Source organism: Arthrobacter sp. TJ-217, assembly GCF_058269255.1.
Genome location: NZ_JBZCNJ010000001.1, coordinates 457,288 through 475,022 on the forward strand (window position 1 = coordinate 457,288; position 17,735 = coordinate 475,022).

Sequence of the window (17,735 nt, forward strand, 5' to 3'; positions counted from 1 at the left end):
CGCTGATGCTATTTCTTCAGGGAAGGGGGGCGGAAGCTCTTCCATTCGCGGCGGAACTTGACCTCGATTTCGCTGGCGAGGGATTGTTCAAGGGCGTGGAGACGGCCAAAGCTGAAGCCGTTTTCGCCCTGAAGAAACGCATCAACACCGAGGCGGCGCAGCAGGTCGCGGGTGACAACGCTGTCTTGATGGTCACCGAGGATCTTCTGTACGCCATGGGCGGCGTCGGCCAGCTGCGCGGCCCGCCCCGGGTTGACCGGAGCGGCTGCTTCGCCGGCGTAGCGCAGGCGTTTGGCTTTCTTGCGTGCCTGGTGCAGGGCCGTGTCGCCGCCGGTTCCGGCCGGATGCTCATGTGCCTTCCGGACTGCCTTGCGCAGCCGTTTGACGTCGCGCCTGACCAGCCTTGGAATCACCTTGTGTGCGCGTCCTGACGCCAGCGGCGTCAGGGCGGGGGCGGCCAACAGGGATTCGAGCGCGTCAAGCAGGCGGAAATACCGTTGTCCGTTCAGTGCCTCGACCACCCCGGTGTGTGCCTTTTGGTAGTCGGCTCCGAGCTGCAGATCGATTCTGCGGGTGACAGGACCCATGACCAGTTCGACGGGTTCGGCAGCCACCAGGTCCTTGAGCCGTTCATGCATGACTTCGGCGTCCCGGGCTTCACCGAGCAGGCCGGCCAGCCACTTCAGCTCCTGGCGCAGGCGATTCACCGCATCGGTGTCCTCCAGCAGTCCACCGTAGGTCGCCAGCACCGAGCGCATGCGCCGGGTGGCGACCCTCATCTGGTGGATCGCGTCGTGGGCGTCCAGCCGCACACGGGGATCCTGATCCTTCAGCGCCTGCACCTGCTCCCGAAGGTATGCGAGAAGGACGTCGGCCGCGGGAGCCTCGGGTTTGGGGGCCGGCGGAGCCTTTGTACCGGGGTTGAGGCGCGGGCCAAGGGCACGTGCCAGCTTGGAACAGTGACCGGCCGGCCGGACGCCGGCGGCGGCAAGGAGCTCCTGCCCGGCGTCGAGCAGTTCCCGGGATCCGTCGACGAGTTCGAACTCCCACTCCCGCCAGTGCTGTGCTGAACCTTTCGGGGCGAGCGTCTGCGCCTCAACCCGGTCATCACTGAACTCGGCAAGGACGCCGTCGTCTTCACCTCGAAGGCGGTACACGGTGCGCCGGGTCAGCAGCCGCACCACCGGAACCAGTGCTGTGTCCCTGATATGGACGCGGATCAATCGCAGCAGCGGTTCTGGGACGCCGTCAGTCTCCTCTCCCAACGGCTCGCGGTGCTCACGCCGTTCATCCGCGGCCAGGGGAAGCTTCAAATGCCAGCCTGCGTCGCCGCCACCGGTCCGGCGCCGCAACGTGATGCGCTCCGAGGCCAGAACCAGACCCTCGGTGTCGAAGTACGTGGCCTCAAGCCGGTATTCCACCAGCGGGTCCACCCGGGCAACACCGGGCAGGTTCTGCAGAGGCGGGACCGCGGTCCCGTCCCCGACGTCGTACTTTTGCTCTATTTCCACCATCGACGTGGAATCCATAGCCGGATTTTACCTACACAACTCCGGAATATGTCAGAAACAGGATGGTTGCCGTTGAACGCCTGTTTTTCCTGTCCGCGGCCATGCACAGGCACCGCGAAGCCTCGGCTGAACGTCTACGGTTTGTCGATGCCTTATGGCCGTGCCTCCAGCACGCACAGCTCATTGCCCGACGGATCGGCATAGATCCGCCACGGCAGTTCGCCCCACCCCGGGTGGAGCTCGCGGCCCCCGCGCTCGGCGATGCCTGCCGCGACCGCATCGGGATCGTCGCCGGCCTCAAGTCGAATGTCGAGGTGAAGCCGGTTCTTCTCCCGGCCCTTTGGCGACGGTTCGGGGCATAGCTCAAGCAGGGGACCCCGCAGCGATGGGTGGCGCAGGGAAGCGTCGGGCCCTTGGACCCAGCCGGTCAGCCAGGACCAGAACTCCGCGTCGCGGTCTGGATCAGCGGAGTCGAGAGGCATCGCCGCGATCGGTCCGGTGTCAGCGTATGCCGCCCGGTCCTCCATCACGCAGCAGGGGTTACCCTCGGGGTCGGCAAGTACCACCCAGGGCACATCTCCCTGGCCGATGTCCAGGTGCCGTGCGCCCAGGCTGAGCAACCGATCGACCTCGTCGGCCTGTCGCGCGCCGCCGAGGAGGTCGAGGTGGAACCGGGGAGCTCGACCGGGAAGCGAGTCGGTGACGCGCTGGAAGCACAGGTCGAGCACGGGTCCGCCTTCGATGGTCAGCCGGGTCTCGAAGGCATCAGACTCGTCTGTGAGCCGTTCACCGCCGACCACCGCCTCCCAGAACCGGCCCAGTCGCTGCGGCTCGGCTGCGTCGAAGACAAGGTTCTCAAGATACATGAACCACACCGTAAGCCTGCGGACGACGTCATTCCAAGCCATCGCGGAGCTCCCCGCAAAACTGCTGCGCAAACACCAGTGCCAGCGGCATGCCGCTGGCACTGGTGTTTTCGGGCTCTTCCTAGGTGTTGTTCGACTTCGGCGCACCCATACCGCGGTTCACCTGGTGCGGCCCTGCGGCGGAGGGGCGCACGTCAAAGTCAAAAATCGCCGTCGGGATGTAGACCGTCGAGCACGAGTTGGGAATGTCCACCACTCCGGACAGCCGGCCCTCGATCGGCGCCGACCCCAGCAGCAGGTATGCCTGCTCTGGGCTGTAGCCGAACTTCGTCAGGTAATCGATGGCGTGCAGGCACGCGCGCTGGTAGGACAAGTGCGAGTCGAGGTAATGCTGCTTGCCGTCCAGGGTCACTGACGTGCCGGAGAAGGCAATCCACTCGCTGTAGCGGGGATCAACATTGCCTGGCATGAAAATGGCGTTCTCGCTCACGCCATAGGTATCCATGCCGCCCTTGATGACATCGACCCTGAGGTCAATAAAGCCGCCCATCTCGATCGCGCCGCAGAAGGTGATTTCGCCGTCGCCCTGGGAGAAGTGAAGGTCACCCAGTGACAGGTTCGCGCCGTCAACAAAAACCGGATAGAAGATGCGCGTGCCCTTCGACAGGTTCTTGATGTCCTGATTGCCGCCATTCTCCCGGGGAGGTGCCGTGCGGGCGGCCTCCCCCGCCACCCTGTCGAACTCCGACGCCGCCAGGCTGCCGAGCACCGCCTCCCGCGGTTCTGGCGGCAATGCGAGGGGCGGTACGCGGTTGGGATCCGTGGCGATCAGGTCGCCTTCGCGCTGGTTCCACTTCGCCAGCAGTTCGGCGGAGGGAGCCGTGCCCATGAGACCGGGGTGGATGAGACCCACATAGGACACCTCGGGCACGTGCCGCGACGTTGCGACCTGGCCGGTGAAGTCCCAGATGGCCTTGTAGGCGTCGGGGAACTGGTCGGTCAGGAATCCGCCGCCATTGTTCCGCGCGAAAATACCGGTGTAGCCCCAGCCCTGTCCGGCCAGAGGACCGGAGTCCTCCTGCGGAATCGGCCCGACGTCGAGGATGTCGACGACGAGAAGGTCGCCTGGTCTCGCTCCTTCGATTGCGAAGGGCCCGCTGAGCTTGTGGACGGTGAGCAGCGGGGCGTTGAGGATGTCGTCCGCGGAGTCGTCGTTGACGATAGCGCCGTCGAACCATTCACGGCAATGGACCCTGAAAGAATCCCCTGGCCTCACCGTAGCGACCGGCGGAATTTCCGGGTGCCATCGGTTGTGTCCGATTTTCTCCTGATCTTCGAACTTCTTTGTGGAATCGAGCGGAAATATGACCTCAGGCATTTCAAATCCTCCAATTATCTAGATCTGGCCGCGCGCCGTGAGCTAGGGCCGCGGTAGTTTCCTATGAAGCGGATTAGACGAATAGGGCTGGGTCCTGCGTGCGCCCGTCGATGGCAGCGTCCCGTTGACCACCTGCGGCTCCGATGCACTGCGGTGTGTTGAGTCGATGAGCTGAAAGGCCGCCGTGCCCGTCCGGGAGAGGTGGGGTGCGCTGATTTTCCGCCGGGCGGGCTGCCCGCACTCGGGGCAACTCTGGAGCTCAGATGCTGCACCCATTGGGCGAATGACTTCGAATGCTGCGCACTGGGGACAGAAATACTCATAGATTGGCATAGGGCAGACCTTTCTTTTCGGCAATCCGAGTTTCAGGCAGGCGAGACCGCCGCACCCTCCTGCGACGTCCTTCCGCGCGGGATGCCTTTCCGCCCCAGGAAGAATCCCGCCGCCAGGGCAGCAACCGCAGCAACGGTCACCAGCAGGGCAAGCCCAGTGTTCGTTTCGTACCTGCCCACCAGAAGGAAGAACGCTGGAATCGTCCCGGTGATGTGCGCCACGAAGATCGTGAACCAGCCGGTGGGGTAGGTCAGGGATTCCCTGCCCAATCCCAACAGGAGGAAGAAGAGGAACCAGAGAACGGCCCACGTCAGCCAGATGACGCCGAAGACGGGGTCCCCCACGAGGGTGAATTGGAGGGCACCAATCACTACGGCACAGATGGCAACAAATAGCGAGAACCAGCCCAGGCCTTCCCCGCTGATTCCAGTTATCTGAAGTATCCCCACGTAGAGATATGTGAACCCAAAGAGATACAGGCCAGCAGCCCCGAAAATGGTGGGCAGGTCGTTATTTGCCTGAATGAGGATGATCGTTGGAAAGACAACCTGCATCACCCCAACGAAGAAATTGAGGATGGCCGCGGATTTGCCCGGGACTAACCCGATAAGCATGAGACCGTTAATAAAAAGAACTGCGCCGACGTATAACAAACCAACACTGCTCATGGCGCGCTCCGTCGCGATAAGAAGAGTGGATACTTGATATAAGAACGCTATTCCCTCCGCCTCGGCGTTGATCGGGAAATAGCAAGCGAGATCAGAAGAATGAACTTGTGACGGCGACGTTAGTCTTGCGTGTTGTTAGTGTCAACACTTCCTGAGCGCCACCGATCCAGGGCACAGACCGAGCCCCAGAGTGCGGGCCGACGTATATAATTCGCCATCGGCCTTTTTCACCGAGCGTCGGCCCCTGGCTGGCGGCGGTCGTCCGGTGCGGGCTCGCCGTCCGGTGCGGGCTCGCCGCGCGTTGAACGCGGCGCATTTCCCGCACAGCACAGAGTAATGGACAATTGAGACAAGAACGCATCTGTCGTGCTGCGCCCGGCAGCAGACGACCTCCTGAAGCCCTGCAGTACTCAACCCCGTTTGCCATGGCCGATTGCGCCTGGTGAACGGCCCGGGACCCGCTATCAGGAGGCGTTCCCCCACCAACGCCGGTTATCTTCAAAGGAAATCCTTATGAGCAACGACATTTCCGCCATCGCCGAAACAATCTACGAGCGCCTCTGCTCCGGATTCACCAACGGTGACTGGGACGCCTTCTTCGCCTACGTCGAGGATGAGCTCCCCGTCGCCTGGCCCACCGAGCCGGGAGCCGGAAGCTACACCGGCACCGAGGGTCGCCAGTTCCTCGAGCAGCAGCTGCGCTTCTTCGGCGGCGAGCACCGGCTCACCGACATCACCCGGACGGCCACCACGATCGCCGGGGACACCGTGTTCTTCGAGGACATCAGCCGCGGCGAAATCCTCGGCGCCCCGTACCACGCCCGCCACTGCGTCATCCTGACCATCCGCGGAAACAAGGTCGCGGGTTTCCGCGAATACGTCGCCCAGCAGCCCGCCGAGTCCTAAGCGTTTACTGCATGCCCCGAGGCCACCGCTCCGGGGCATGCAGTGTCACCACCCGGCTTTCCGTCACGCACAGACCCGGCTTGCCTTCCGCCGGGCCGGTTTTCACCGTTCGCCCGTCGTGCGCCACTCATGTCGGAGGATGGCGTAGAGGACGGTGTTGACCCATTGGCCTCCGCGCTGTTTGTCCTCGATGAAATGACCCTCGAGCCGCATCCCGAGGCGTTCCATTCCTCGTCGAGAGGGGACGTTCATCTCGTCCGCGCGGCCAATCACCCGGTGAAGCCCCAGGCTTTCGAATGCGGCACCCAGGACGGCGGCTCCGGCCTCCGTGGCGTATCCCTGCCCGATAGCATCGGCAGAAAGGATCATGCCGATCTCGCCCTGATCAACCACGTCGGGTGCGAGCCGCAAGAGGACATCGCCAATGAGTTCGCGGGAGGACGCCAGCTCGATGCCGAGGAAGCGGCGGTCGCCGGGATTTCGAAGATCGACCTCCGCCGCGCGTTCGGCATGCCAGGCCCGATAGCCGCCCCGTGCCATTGGTGGATGCGCGAGGAAACGGCTCAGGTGCGGATCTCCCCGGTACGCCATCACCGCTTCTTCGTCGTCCAGGGTCAACGGCCGCAGGACCAAACGGGAGGTGCGCAGGACTAGATCAGCATCAGGCATACAACCAAAGCTATCGGCACGGTTGGTCCCGGGCGTGGCGGCGCGGCTTCGACCGTTACAAGTGTTTGAGGTAGCGGTGTGGTGCAGCGAGGAACCGCTGCCAGTTGGTCACGAGATCAAGGTCGCCCCATTCGCGGGGCCGGTAGCCCCAGTCCCCAAGTTCCAGGATCTGCGCACCAGGCAGTGCGGCGAGCAGCGGTGAGTGGGTGGACATGATCACCTGGGACTTGCCTGTGGCAATTACCTCCTTAAGGAGTCCCAGCAGAGCCAGGCATCCGGAGAAGGACAGCGCTGATTCCGGTTCGTCAAGGATCCATAATCCAGGCCCCCTGAAGCGGTCGCCCACAAGCTCCAGGAACGATTCGCCGTGGGACATCTCGTGGAAGGCGATGTCCCGTCGGCTCAAACTTGGGTTCGCCTCGAGATAGCTGTAGAAACCGTGCATCGTTTCTGCGCGCAGGAAGTACCCACGTCTCGCAGCACCGGCGTTACGTATCAGCTGCAGGTGCTCAGCGAGGATGGATTCCGTGATGCGCGTGCTGTGCCGGGCCCCGGTCGATCCCCCCTCCGGCGAGAGCCCGTAAGCCAGGGCGACCGCTTCGATGATCGTGGACTTGCCCGATCCGTTCTCTCCCACCAGCACGGTCGCAGGTCCAAGGAGGATCCCCTCATCGATGAGCTGGCGGACCGGCGCCAGGGTTGCCGGCCATTTGCTCCGATCCAACCGGTTCGCCGCCTGCTCACCCACTCCGCGTAGGGGATATTGCCGAAGTCTCATGGGCCAGTCTGACATGGACACACTGAGCCCGCTGCAGAGATTGGCACGCCTGCAACAGGAGTTACGCGCTGTCCCCAACCAGGCTTTGGGTTGTCTCCCGCATGTGTTCTTCGACCGCGTGTATGGCGTTAGTCGGGTCTCCGGTCTTGATGGCTTGCACGATGCCGGCATGTCGGTCGGCGCTCATGTTGCTGAGCGCTTGATCGACACCTGCGTACATGATGCTCATCCGAATGGATCCTTCGAGCGACTTCCACGAATGCATCAGGGTCTTATTGCCGGTGAGTGCGCAGAGCGTCTGGTGGAAATTCAGGTCTGCCTCGATGCGCTCATCGAGCGTCCCATCGCCTGCTTCCTCCATCCGTCGAATTCCCTCCTCAAGCTCGGCGACTGCCTCTTCCCGGTCGCCCCGGTCGGCCAGCGTGCGGGCGGCCAATGATTCCAGGGCGGAACGCACCTCGAAGATGTCCTGTACATCAGCAGTGTCGAGATGCCGGACGGCGAGCCGGCCCCGGGCCCCTGCTGAGATGAGTCCTTCCTGCTGCAACTGCCGCATGGCTTCCCGAAGTGTTCCACGGCTGATCTGCAGTTTCTCCGACAGGTCGGTTTCCACGAGGTGGGTTCCGGGCGCCAACTCGCCTGTGGTGATCGCGCGCCGGAGGGCCGCCAGGGCCTGCTGACGCAGATTGCTTCTTTCAAGTCCGCCGAGAATCAGAGGTGGTGCTGCCGTCATGACCAATCGCGCCCTTCAGAGGATCATTGTCGACAACTACCTGTCGACAATGATGATCTTACGCAGAGGATTGCCGTCGCGCAGGCTCTACTGCGCAGAAGAATGACCTCCCGATGCCTCAGGAGAGTTCTTTGAGGACCCTCTGGACGATTCGGCTGGTCGACAGGCCGTACTTTTCATGCAGCGTGGGCAGGGCACCGGCGTCCAAGAAACGGTCCGGAAGTGCGATTGAAACGATGCGTCGTCCGCTTCCGTTACGCACGGCGACGCCGGCCACGGACTCGAAGAGGCCCCCGACCTCGCTGTGGTTCTCGAGAGTGACCACGAGGCGGTCCTGCCGCAGTTCATTGAGGATGGCTGGACTGTCGAATGGTTTGATGGTGGGCGAGTGGACCACAGCCACATCGACGTGATGGTTGGCGAGTTCCTCGGCCGCCTGCAGGGCCCTCATTGTCATCAGGCCGCTGGAGATGAACAGCACGTCCCTGCCCGGGCGCAACTCCTTGGCCTTGCCGAGTTCGAACGTGTAGTCATACTCGTCAAGGACGGTCGGTACGTTGCCCCTCAGCAGCCGCAGATAGGTTGGCCCCTTCAATGCTGCCAACTGAGGGACGGCCTGCTCGATGTCAAGAGAGTCGCACGGATCAACAATCGTGAGGTTGGGCATTCCGCGGAAGATTGCCATATCTTCCGTTGCCTGGTGGCTGGGGCCGTAACCGGTGGTCAGGCCCGGCAGCCCTCCGACGATGTTGACGTTGAGATTCGGCTCCGCGATGTCCAGGCACAGGAAGTCGTAGGCGCGGCGAGCGGCGAAGACCGCATAGGTGGAGGCGAAAGGGATCATCCCCGTTTCGGCCATGCCTGCGGCGGCTCCCAAAAGGAGCTGCTCGGCCATTCCCATCTGGAAGAAGCGTTCCGGAAATGCCTTCGCGAAAATGTGCATGTCCGTGTATTTGCCGAGGTCTGCAGTGAGGCCAACGATCCGCGTGTCAGCTTCAGCCGCTTTGACCAACGCATGACCGAACGGCGCCGGGGTGGTCTTCTGGCCCGGATCGGCGAAGGACGCGATCATGGCGGAGGTCTTGAGTTTCGGTGTGGAGGTGTTCGTGCTCATTTTGAAGTGCCTTTCGCGTGTCCTTCGGAGAGCTGGTCCCTGCAGAGCTGCCATTCGTGCTCCTCAATGCGCATGAAGTGCGCTTTCTCCCTTTGCTCGAGGAGAGGAACGCCCTTGCCGACCTTCGTATCGCAGAGGATGACCGAAGGCTTGCCGACTGCGTCCGCCTGGGCGGCTATATCGTCCAGCGCCGCTAGGAGGGCGGCTGCGTCGTTGCCGTCGACGCGCTGGGTGAACCAGCCGAAGGACGCCCATTTTTCCTCGGCCGGCTCAATACTGAGGACTGTTTTGGTTGCACCATCGGCCTGAAGCGCATTCATGTCCACAAGTGCGGTCAGGTTCCCCAACTGGTGGTGATGGGCACCCATTGCCGCCTCCCAGGTTGACCCTTCATCGAGTTCCCCGTCGGAGAGGAAGTTGAAGATCCGGGCAGAGGCGCCCTGCAGTCGAGTCCCCAAGGCCATCCCGACCGCGACGGTCAGTCCGTGCCCAAGGGATCCGCCGGAGATTTCCATGCCGGGGGTGTAAGAGGCCATGCCCGACATGGGCAGCCGCGACTCGTCCGATCCGTAGGTTTCAAGTTCACTGACGGGCACGATTCCCGCTTCGGCAAGCGCAGCGTAGTGGCCGATGGCGTAGTGCCCGGTTGAGAGGAGGAACCGGTCTCTTCCACTCCAGTGGGGGTCGTCGGGGCGGTAGCGCAGTTGATCGGCGTAGACGGACGCAAACATGTCCGCGGATCCGAGTGCCTGGCCGACGTAGCCCTGACCCTGTACTTCACCCATGTTCAATGCATGGTGGCGGGCCCGGTAGGCGGATTCTTCAACCTTCCTCACTCGTGCCGTGAATTCTTCAGGCGAGGCGGGGGTGGTCGTAGTGGCAGTTGAAAGGGTCATGGCTCGCTCTTTCTGAGGAGTTTGAGTTACACGTGCTGGGGAAGCGGTGCGGTTTTTTCTGCCTCGGCCGCAAGCTGGCGTTCTCTCGTGCCCCATGTCTCGCGGGTGACGAGCGCCGCCACCAGGCCGATGACGGCAAAGGTGGAAAACAGCAGGGCAGGGCCAAGCCAGCCCAGGCGGATGAAAAGGAGGGTTGTGATGAACGGGGTGAACCCCGAGACCATCGCGGAGATCTGGTAGGCCAAGGAGGCTCCGGAAGCCCTCATCTTCGCCTGGAAGAGTTCGGGGAACCATGCTCCCTGCGCTCCGGCGAGGGAGTTCTGGCACACCGCGTAGGAAATGACGATGGTGATGATGACGCAGATGAAGAGGCCCGTATTGGCCAGAAGGAACATCGGGATGCCAAACAGTGCGGCAAAGGCGCAGGACCAGATGTAGAGGGGGCGTCGTCCGATGCGGTCGGTCAACCGGGCCCAGCCCATTGTGGCAAAGATTCCAATCGCCGAAGCGATGCAGAGCGCGGTGAGCGTTTCCGTTTTCGTCGCCAGTTCCGCGGTGTGGAGATAGGAGATCATGTAGGTCACCGCCACGGCGTATCCAGCTGTTTCCGCGACTCGCAGCGCAATGCCTCGGACGATGCTGCGCCAATCCTGCCGGATCACCTGCACGATGGGGAAACGGACAATATCACCGTGCTCCTTCACGTCCTCGAAGACGGGTGATTCAGGAACCTTCGACCGGATGATGAGGCCGACAACGACGAGTACGATGCTGGCCAGGAACGGAATCCGCCATGCCCAGTCGCCTATCAGATTGGCGCTTGAGAGGAAGACGAGGTTCGCCAGCAGCAGGCCAACGGGGAAGCCCGCCTGGACAATGCCCGTGTACTTTCCCTTGGATTTCCAGGGGGCGTGTTCGTAGCTCATCAGGATCGCACCTCCCCACTCGGCTCCGAAAGCCAGACCCTGAATGATCCGGACGATGACCAGCAGAATTGGCGCGAGGACTCCAATCGTGGCGTACGTCGGCAGGAGGCCGATCGCGAAGGTCGCCAGGCCCATGATGATCAACGACGCGACGAGGACCGGTTTGCGTCCGACCTTGTCGCCGAGATGACCGCCGATGATGCCGCCAAGCGGTCGGGCGGCGAATCCCACGCCCAACGTGGCGAAGGAGGCCAGGGTCGCGGTCACCGGGTCGGCACCCGGGAAGAAGGCCGGACCGAAATACAGCGCAGCGGCAGTACCGAACCCGATGAAGTCATAGGTTTCGATGACTGCCCCGACGCCTGATCCGATGGCGACCTTGCGGGCGTCTTTGGTCCCGTTGACGGGACCTCGCATCTGCAGAGCTTCCTTGCTCATGGGAATCCTTATCAGCATTGGGGGGTCCTGGACTGTTAACAGTCAACAGGTTGATTCAGTAATTGTGGTCCACGACACATCCCAATGTCAACAGTCAACAACGCACTCCATATTGATGTTGAATGTTGACAGTTAACTGCGTACCGTGGTGTTCATCACTCCGCACCGCACCCTTCGGGGATATCGGCGCCCTTTCACGCTCACGGGATCCTCATGGCCCCTGTCGAGAGACCTCTTCAAAGCATTCATCCATATGATCCATCGCCGCACCATAGGAGAATCATGACCACCATTCAGCGCACAGCAGTCCTAACCGGCGCGACTTCCGACCGAGGCATCGGCATCACTGCCGCCCGCCGCTATGCCAGCCAGGGCTGGGCAGTGGTCATCCTGGATCTCGATGGCGAGAAGTCATCCAAGGTTGCCGCCGATATCAGCAATGAGTTCAACGTCCCGGCCTTCGGTCACGAAGTCGACGTCGCTAACGAAGACTCCGTAAATGCTGCCCAAAAGGCAGTAGCGGCCGAAGTTGGCCAGGGCAGGCTGCCGGCCGTGGGCGCCTTGGCCAACATCGCCGGCATCACTTCACCTGTCCCTTTCCTCGATACCACGCTGGACCTTTGGAACAAGGTGATGGCCGTCAACGCAACCGGCACCTACCTCGTGACCAAGGCGTTCCTGCCGGCCATGTTGGAGAACAAGTGGGGACGTATCGTCAACATGTCCTCGGTCTCAGCTCAGCGCGGGGGCGGCGTCTTCGGGAAGGTGCCGTATTCTGCAGCCAAGGCGGCCATTCTGGGATTCACCAAGGCATTGGCCCGGGAGCTGGGTGATAGCGGAGTGACTGTGAATGTTGTGACCCCTGGAGCGGTCGATACCAACATCAGAGTCGGCAGCACATCCGAGCAGGAAGCCGCTCTTGTGAAGGACATCCCGCTTGGAAGGACAGCAACAGCGGAAGAGGTAGCTGCGGCCATTACGTTCCTGTCTTCGAACGACACCGGTTACCTCACTGGCACCACTATCGACATCAACGGCGGGAGCCACATGCACTAGACGGCTCGAGGTCAGCCGGCGTCGCGAGTCCTTTGATGGAAGCCTGCCGCCTACGCACGTAGGCTGGCCCTCAGCGCGACTATGAGGAGGACGGGTGCGCACAATCGGGATGCTGGGTGGCATGAGCTGGGAGTCGACAGCTGAGTACTATCGGCTGACGAACGCGCTCGTGCGCGACCGGCTCGGCGGCGTCCACTCCGCGCGCATATTGCTCGACTCGGTGGATTTCGCTGACATTGAGAAGCTGCAGGCAGCCGGGCTGTGGGAGCAGGCCGGCGAGATGCTCGCGGCCAGGGCACTCTCGCTCGAACGGGCTGGCGCGGAGTTGCTCCTACTGTGCACGAACACCATGCATATTGTCATCGAGTCCATTGAGCAAGCGGTCTCGATCCCGGTGCTGCATATCGTCGACGCCACAGCGGCCAAGATCCGTGAGGCCGGCCTGACCCGCGTCGGGCTGCTGGGCACGGCGTTCACGATGGATCAAAGTTTCTACAGTGACCGCCTCGCTGCCGGAGGGGTCGAGGCCTTCGTGCCCGGCCCCCGGGACCGCGCGGCCGTCCACCGGATCATCTACGACGAACTCGTCCGTGGCATCGTATCGGACGCATCCCGCGGCGAATACCGCGAGATCATTGGGCGGCTGGTCATTGACGGTGCCCAAGGCATCATCCTTGGCTGCACCGAGATCGAGTTGCTCGTCACCGCGGACGACAGCCCCGTCCCGGTGTTTCCGACCACGCAGATCCATGTGGAGGCCGCAGTAGACCGGGCCCTCGGTTGAGAGTTTGACGCTCAGCATCAAGGATCCAACCTGACATGAGGTAAGTTGTCCGCAAACCAAGGCGCCCAGTCAGAACCTAAGCTGACCTGACAAGGTCGACTAGGCGGACGCCGCGACGCTCCCCACCTCCCAGAGGATCGAAGAACACACGATGCCCACTGCCACCCGGAACCCGCCGGACCGCACTGCCAGGTTCGGGCTCGCCTTCATCGGCCTGCTGCTCATCGCAGTTAATCTTCGGGTGTCCTTCGTCAGCGTGGGACCCGTGCTCGGGAACATCAGCAGCGACCTTGAGCTGTCCAGTGCTGCAGCCGGGTTCCTTACAGGTCTTCCGCTCATTGCTTTCGCAGTCTTCTCCCCTGTTGCGCCGGGATTCGCTTCCCGTCTGGGTCTTGATCGGGCACTGTGGATGTCGCTGCTGATCCTCGCCTCGGGTATCGTGCTCCGCTCCTTACCTGTGCCCGGCTTCATCTGGGTGGGGACCGCACTGATCGGCTTGGCAATCGCGTTTCTCAATGTTCTGGTGCCATCCCTCGTCAAGCGGGATTTTCCGGCGAGGGTCAGCCAGGTCACCGGCAGCTACACCGCCACCCAGGCCGCCTTCGCGGCGGTCGGTGCCGCCGTCGTCGTTCCAGTGGCACAAACGTCCCCGGCGGGATGGCGGCTTGCCCTCGGAATCTGGGTAGGACTGGCTTTCATCGCCATGGCGGTGCTCCTGCCGTGGCTGCGCCGGCACAAGTCGGGCACCGTGCGTGCCGTCGCGCCGGAGGTTCCCTACCGGTCTCCCTGGGCCTCAGCCTTGGGCTGGCAGGTGACGATCTTCATGGGACTGCAATCGATCGCCTTCTACGTCCTGATGGCCTGGCTGCCCACCATCGAACAGAGCCGCGGGGTCCCCGCCACTACGGCGGGCATCCACCTGTCCGTGTTCCTGCTCGTCAGCGTGTTCGCCAGCCTTGTCGCAGGGGGAATACTCCACCGGGGTTCGGACCAACGGCTCGTCGCTTTCGCGAGCAGCGCGCTCATGTTGGTGACGTTTCTCGGGCTGGCGCTTGCGCCGGACCTCGTCTTGCTGTGGGTTCTTCTTGGTGCGATCGGGTGCGGGAGCTTGATCGTGATCGCCCTGTCGCTGTTCAGCCTCCGGACCGTGAATTACCCGCAGGCAGCCTCACTGTCCGGCATGGCGCAATCTGTCGGCTACGGTCTAGGCGCGGCGGGCCCGGTGATGTTCGGTGGTCTTCGTGACGTGAGCGGGGGCTGGACGCTTCCGCTCCTCGTCACCGCGGGCATCATGGCGGTGCTCGCCGTGACGGGCGTCCTTGCCGGGCGTGACCGGGTGATCAGCGGCATCTGACACCGAAGCGGTTTTCGCAGCTCTGCTGAATCATCTCCTCAGGCCGGCTTAGACTTTCCGCATGGCGGTATGCAGTGGATTCCCAATCCTTTCCACCAGGGACCTTGAGCGCCTCGTGAGCTTCTACGAGTCAGCTTTCGACGCCGAGCGCACCTACGGGTTCCCTGGCCCTGATGGAAACGACGTCTTCGTTTCCCTTCGGGTCGGAGGTGCAAAAGTAGGAATAGCAGCAGACGAGGTTCCTCCCGCCGCCGTCAACCGGATAGCGCTGTGGTTTTACGTCGACGATGTCGATCATTCATTCCAGCAAGCCCTCAGGGCCGGCGGCCTGGCCGTGAATGGGCCTGCTGATATGCCCTGGGGCGAGCGGGTTGCCAGCATCAAAGACCCCGACGGGTTCCTCATCAGCTTGGGCGCAGAGAAGCTCGGCTCCTAGCCTTAGTGAAGACGTCAGTTTCTGTCCCCCTGCCAGGAGCGAGATGATCCTTCCCTCAGTCCGCGATCCGCGGTTCATCACCGAGCGCCGCGGTGGGCTTCTCACTGTCGCCGACCATCACTCCCTTGCTCTATGGGCGGCAGCCTGCGCCGAACATGTCCTACCCCTCTTCGATCAGGCGCAGCCCTTTGATCCGCGACCCCGGCAAGCACTTGAGGCTGCACGCGCTTGGACCCGGGGCGAGATGCAGATGATGGAAACCCGGGCGATCGGTGGCCACGCCATGGGCGCGGCCCGGCCACTCCAAGGAGCGGCTCGGTTTGCTGCGTACGCTGCCGGACAAGCGGCGTGCGTGGCTCACGTGCCCGAACATGATCTCGGTGCGGCCGCATACGCGATCAAAGCAGTCCAAGCCGCTTCATCACCCGGCAAGAGCCGCGAAGCAGGGCGGACCGAACGGGATTGGCAGCGCGACCAGCTTCCAGGGAACATCCGCGCCCTGGTCATTGACGATCAAAAGCGTAGGAACAGCATTTGCTGGTTCACGTTCGACGACTAGGGACTCGCCGCACCATCATTCTTGGCGGTAGCGCCATTCGTGCGCGGGAGCCCCAACGTGATTGTTTGCTGCGTTTCATCGAAGGTATGGGGCAGTCTGCAACACTTACCGCATGATGCAGGAGCCGTCAGGTTGGCAGGAAGTCTGGGTTGCAGGTTCGCGGATCCGGGTGAGTGTCACCGAGCCGATCGCGGTGGTCCGGCGCGCCGGGATGCCCGACCTTGCCGTCGCTTGGTCTGACCTCCCTGTCGGCCTGCGCCATCCAGAGATGCGCGTCGCCGCCGCCCCGGGCGGAGTATGGGTCTTCTACTCGCCGGCGGAGGCCGAGGACGACGCGGCCGCGGCCGCGGAGGAGCATGCCGCCGCAGTCCATGTGTCCCCTAGCGGAGCGGTGACCCGGTTCCCGGACCTCACAGGGTTCAAGACCATTGGGGCAACCCGGCACGGCCTGTGGCTGACCGCTGATGCCTGGCCCGCCGACCCCGACGACCACGCCGCGTGGCTCGATGAGCGGGGGGTCCTCGTCCTCGGGTCGGATGGGACACGACACTCGCTGGTACTTGATCGTCTTGCCGTTTTCGCGTGGGACAGCGGCGAGACGGCCCACCTGGTGGTCTACGCATCCGCGCCCGCACAGCACCGCGCCAGTCTTGGCGGCATCGGGTACTCCTACCGTCACCTGCAGCTCGACCTGCCTCCCGGTGAGCTTCCCGCCACTCTGCGCATCGGCGAGTGCGCGACAACTTTCATCGGTGAACATGAGGTTGTTCGTGTGATGAACAGGTGCGCTCCGCAGGCGCATCCCCCCAAGCCGGGCGATCCGCGCGCGTGGTGGGATCTGGTCGATCTGTCTCCCGCCGAGAGGCAGGCGGCCGTTGACGCGGTCTGCGCCGAATTCGCGAACCTCGACTCGTACTGGCACGGCGATGACGGTTCCGTGATTCCACTCGCTACCGGCCTGCGGAACCCTCGCGTGGAGGTCGCCGGGGACTGGCCTTTCACGCGCGTCGAGGTGAGCTTCAAGCACCCCCACTACCCATCCGGTCGGCTGCGGCGCACCCTTCGGGTTTTCGATGACGGGGGCAGGGTGGCCTCGACGCAGTACGCGTCAATCCACCTCATGGAGGACCTCGACACGGGGGCGCTCCCGCCCGCCGCAGACGCCCGCGACGGCATCCTGGAGATCTGACGGCACCAAGGCCATTGGTGATGCCGGCTCTTGCCCATGATCACGCCATCTATGTTCGGTGAACCGACCTCGGCACCACGAGGCCGTCCTCGTGCGCATGCCTGGACCGTCTGGTGCGTAGACACCATTGACTCGCGGGTGCTTCACCTCTCACAATGTGAACCCTTGGTGCGCCGGGCATCCCGGCCTTGGAGGAACCATGAACCGGACTCGACACAGGCAACGCCGGGCACCTGCTGGTGCGGGCCTCGCCGTAACGTTGGCCGTGGTGATAGCGGCAACCGGTGGTTTCGTCACATCCCAGCCTCAGGCAACAGCAGTCGTCGCAGTGGTCACCGGTATTGCCAATTCATTTCTTCCGGCACGTTCAGCGGCACCGCCTCCAATTGCAAGGGCAGTGGTCGGCGGACCCCATGAGAACGGGTGCAGGTACCCTGTCACGGGCACGCCTGGCCAGCGTGCTCCAGACGCCCGGACGACAGCCCTGCTGATCGGTGACTCGCAGTCGGCCGGCGCCGCAGGAGTGAGCGGTGACCGCACGTGGCCCCAGACCGGTTTACGGAATGCCGGGTATGACGTGTGGTTCGTCGGAGCGGGAGGAACGGGGTTTGTAGCCGCGAACGGGGCCGGAGCGCTGAGTTACTCGGCCGCGTTGACTCGGGGCCAGTGGGTCCTGCCCTGTTCGGATCCGGCCCTCATCGTCGTGCAGGGGGGCGGAAACGATGCCACGCAGGGGGCGACGGACGAGCAGATCATCAACGGGGCCAACGCTCTAATGTCGCCGCTGGCCGAGCACTACCCTTCCTCGAGGATTGTGCTGGTCGGCACTCTGGCCAAGGGCGCCGCCGCGGGCGGTGGGCGGCGCAGCGCAGTGGATGGGCTGCTTGGTTCCTTCGCACGCAGCAGCAGCATTACGTTCATCAGTGCCGGTGATTGGCTGACCCGGTACCAGGCCGGTCGGCTCATGACCGACGGGGTCCACCTGACCCATGCGGGCCACGACCGGATGGCGGCGGCGTTCACCAATCAATTGCATGCGCTGCACCTCACCTCCGCAGACGTGCAAACTTCCACCAGTGCCGCCGTGAACACTGCCGGGCGGAACTCATACTGAATTAAATTAGTGCTGGTCGGGCGCGAT

At 63.2% G+C, this 17,735-nt stretch carries 19 protein-coding genes; 8 read left to right on the plus strand and 11 right to left on the minus strand.

The window, feature by feature from the left end; genetic code table 11:
- Positions 1 to 8: 8 nt before the first annotated feature.
- The 5 genes from AC4D2R_RS02295 to AC4D2R_RS02315 form a co-directional block, all read right to left on the minus strand.
- Positions 9 to 1,529: a CYTH and CHAD domain-containing protein gene (locus AC4D2R_RS02295; RefSeq protein ID WP_490937071.1), complete on the minus strand. Its 1,521-nt coding sequence runs from the start codon at positions 1,527 to 1,529 to the stop codon at positions 9 to 11.
- 134 nt (positions 1,530 to 1,663) lie between these two features.
- Positions 1,664 to 2,419, minus strand: coding sequence for a VOC family protein (locus AC4D2R_RS02300; protein ID WP_490937073.1), 756 nt, complete (start codon positions 2,417 to 2,419; stop codon positions 1,664 to 1,666).
- Between the two features lie 79 nt (positions 2,420 to 2,498).
- Entirely contained in the window at positions 2,499 to 3,755 is a 1,257-nt protein-coding gene (fmdA, locus tag AC4D2R_RS02305) for a formamidase (protein ID WP_490900793.1), read from the minus strand.
- Positions 3,756 to 3,797: 42 nt separating this feature from the next.
- Positions 3,798 to 4,088, minus strand: coding sequence for an FmdB family zinc ribbon protein (locus AC4D2R_RS02310; protein WP_490937076.1), 291 nt, complete (start codon positions 4,086 to 4,088; stop codon positions 3,798 to 3,800).
- Between the two features lie 32 nt (positions 4,089 to 4,120).
- Positions 4,121 to 4,756, minus strand: a complete 636-nt coding sequence (locus AC4D2R_RS02315) for an AmiS/UreI family transporter (RefSeq protein WP_490900790.1) — start codon at positions 4,754 to 4,756, stop codon at positions 4,121 to 4,123.
- A gap of 513 nt (positions 4,757 to 5,269) precedes the next feature.
- On the opposite strand from AC4D2R_RS02315, the gene AC4D2R_RS02320 reads away from it, so the two are divergent.
- Positions 5,270 to 5,662: a nuclear transport factor 2 family protein gene (locus AC4D2R_RS02320; RefSeq protein WP_490900788.1), complete on the plus strand. Its 393-nt coding sequence runs from the start codon at positions 5,270 to 5,272 to the stop codon at positions 5,660 to 5,662.
- Between the two features lie 102 nt (positions 5,663 to 5,764).
- Here the strand turns inward: AC4D2R_RS02320 and AC4D2R_RS02325 are convergent, their stop codons facing one another.
- The 6 genes from AC4D2R_RS02325 to AC4D2R_RS02350 form a co-directional block, all read right to left on the minus strand.
- Positions 5,765 to 6,331, minus strand: a complete 567-nt coding sequence (locus tag AC4D2R_RS02325; protein WP_490937078.1) for a GNAT family N-acetyltransferase — start codon at positions 6,329 to 6,331, stop codon at positions 5,765 to 5,767.
- A 55-nt stretch (positions 6,332 to 6,386) separates the two neighbouring features.
- Positions 6,387 to 7,109: an AAA family ATPase gene (locus tag AC4D2R_RS02330; RefSeq protein ID WP_490937080.1), complete on the minus strand. Its 723-nt coding sequence runs from the start codon at positions 7,107 to 7,109 to the stop codon at positions 6,387 to 6,389.
- Positions 7,110 to 7,170: 61 nt separating this feature from the next.
- Positions 7,171 to 7,842: a GntR family transcriptional regulator gene (locus tag AC4D2R_RS02335; protein ID WP_490901512.1), complete on the minus strand. Its 672-nt coding sequence runs from the start codon at positions 7,840 to 7,842 to the stop codon at positions 7,171 to 7,173.
- Positions 7,843 to 7,960: 118 nt separating this feature from the next.
- Complete coding sequence (locus AC4D2R_RS02340) at positions 7,961 to 8,956, minus strand: transketolase family protein (RefSeq protein WP_490937082.1); 996 nt, start codon at positions 8,954 to 8,956, stop codon at positions 7,961 to 7,963.
- Positions 8,953 to 9,852, minus strand: coding sequence for a transketolase (locus AC4D2R_RS02345; protein WP_490937084.1), 900 nt, complete (start codon positions 9,850 to 9,852; stop codon positions 8,953 to 8,955). Before AC4D2R_RS02345 ends, AC4D2R_RS02340 begins: the two co-directional genes overlap by 4 nt.
- A 26-nt stretch (positions 9,853 to 9,878) precedes the next feature.
- Positions 9,879 to 11,216 carry an MFS transporter gene (locus AC4D2R_RS02350; protein WP_490900781.1) on the minus strand — a complete coding sequence of 446 codons (1,338 nt, stop codon included), beginning with the start codon at positions 11,214 to 11,216 and terminating at the stop codon, positions 9,879 to 9,881.
- A 282-nt stretch (positions 11,217 to 11,498) separates the two neighbouring features.
- Between AC4D2R_RS02350 and AC4D2R_RS02355 the strand changes: the two genes are divergently transcribed.
- The 7 genes from AC4D2R_RS02355 (at position 11,499) to AC4D2R_RS02385 (ending at position 17,708) form a co-directional block, all read left to right on the plus strand.
- Positions 11,499 to 12,272 carry an SDR family NAD(P)-dependent oxidoreductase gene (locus AC4D2R_RS02355; RefSeq protein WP_490937086.1) on the plus strand — a complete coding sequence of 258 codons (774 nt, stop codon included), beginning with the start codon at positions 11,499 to 11,501 and terminating at the stop codon, positions 12,270 to 12,272.
- Positions 12,273 to 12,366: 94 nt separating this feature from the next.
- The gene (locus tag AC4D2R_RS02360; protein ID WP_490937088.1) at positions 12,367 to 13,056 is read left to right on the plus strand and encodes an aspartate/glutamate racemase family protein; all 690 of its coding nucleotides are present in this window, start codon (positions 12,367 to 12,369) and stop codon (positions 13,054 to 13,056) included.
- Positions 13,057 to 13,207: 151 nt separating this feature from the next.
- On the plus strand, positions 13,208 to 14,410 hold the full coding sequence (locus AC4D2R_RS02365; protein ID WP_490937090.1) for an MFS transporter: 1,203 nt from the start codon (positions 13,208 to 13,210) through the stop codon (positions 14,408 to 14,410).
- A gap of 61 nt (positions 14,411 to 14,471) precedes the next feature.
- Positions 14,472 to 14,846 (plus strand): VOC family protein, encoded by a 375-nt coding sequence (locus AC4D2R_RS02370; RefSeq protein ID WP_490937092.1) that lies wholly within the window; start codon positions 14,472 to 14,474, stop codon positions 14,844 to 14,846.
- A gap of 43 nt (positions 14,847 to 14,889) precedes the next feature.
- Positions 14,890 to 15,405 (plus strand): putative immunity protein, encoded by a 516-nt coding sequence (locus AC4D2R_RS02375; RefSeq protein WP_490937094.1) that lies wholly within the window; start codon positions 14,890 to 14,892, stop codon positions 15,403 to 15,405.
- Between the two features lie 112 nt (positions 15,406 to 15,517).
- A complete protein-coding gene (locus tag AC4D2R_RS02380; protein ID WP_490937096.1) occupies positions 15,518 to 16,594 on the plus strand; it encodes a hypothetical protein in 1,077 nt (358 codons plus the stop codon).
- A 397-nt stretch (positions 16,595 to 16,991) separates the two neighbouring features.
- Positions 16,992 to 17,708, plus strand: a complete 717-nt coding sequence (locus AC4D2R_RS02385) for an SGNH/GDSL hydrolase family protein (RefSeq protein WP_490937099.1) — start codon at positions 16,992 to 16,994, stop codon at positions 17,706 to 17,708.
- Positions 17,709 to 17,735: the final 27 nt, after the last annotated feature.